This is a genomic window from Ectopseudomonas khazarica (genome assembly GCF_004521985.1).
Classification (GTDB): domain Bacteria; phylum Pseudomonadota; class Gammaproteobacteria; order Pseudomonadales; family Pseudomonadaceae; genus Aquipseudomonas; species Aquipseudomonas khazarica.
This window is the reverse complement of record NZ_SBHZ01000055.1, coordinates 1-412: the sequence shown is the minus strand read 5'-3', so window position 1 is coordinate 412 and position 412 is coordinate 1. Positions and strand designations below refer to the sequence as shown.

General features: G+C 67.0%; 1 pseudogene. It reads left to right on the top strand.

Features of this window, described 5'->3' with window-relative positions:
* Positions 1-412, top strand: a pseudogene (locus EPK82_RS24700) (acetyl-CoA carboxylase biotin carboxylase subunit); the annotation flags it as partial.

The following is a 412-nucleotide window of genomic DNA, read 5'->3' as shown; positions in this document are numbered from 1 at the left end:
GGCGTGGACATCGTGAAGACCCAGATCATGGTCGCCGCCGGCGAGAAGCTGCCCTTCACGCAGCGCCAGATCGAGATCCGCGGGCATGCGATCGAGTGCCGCGTGAACGCGGAGGACGCCTACAAGTTCACCCCGTCGCCCGGACGCATCACCGTCTGGCACGCGCCGGGCGGCCCGGGCGTGCGCGTGGACTCGCATGCCTACACCAACTACTACGTGCCGCCGAACTACGACTCCATGATCGGCAAGATCATCGTGCACGGCGACACGCGCGAGCAGGCCCTGGCCCGCATGCGCACGGCCCTGTCCGAGACGGTGATCGAGGGCATCCACACCAACATCCCGCTGCACCGCGAGCTGATGGTGGACGCCAAGTTCGTCGCCGGCGGCACCAACATCCACTACCTGGAAG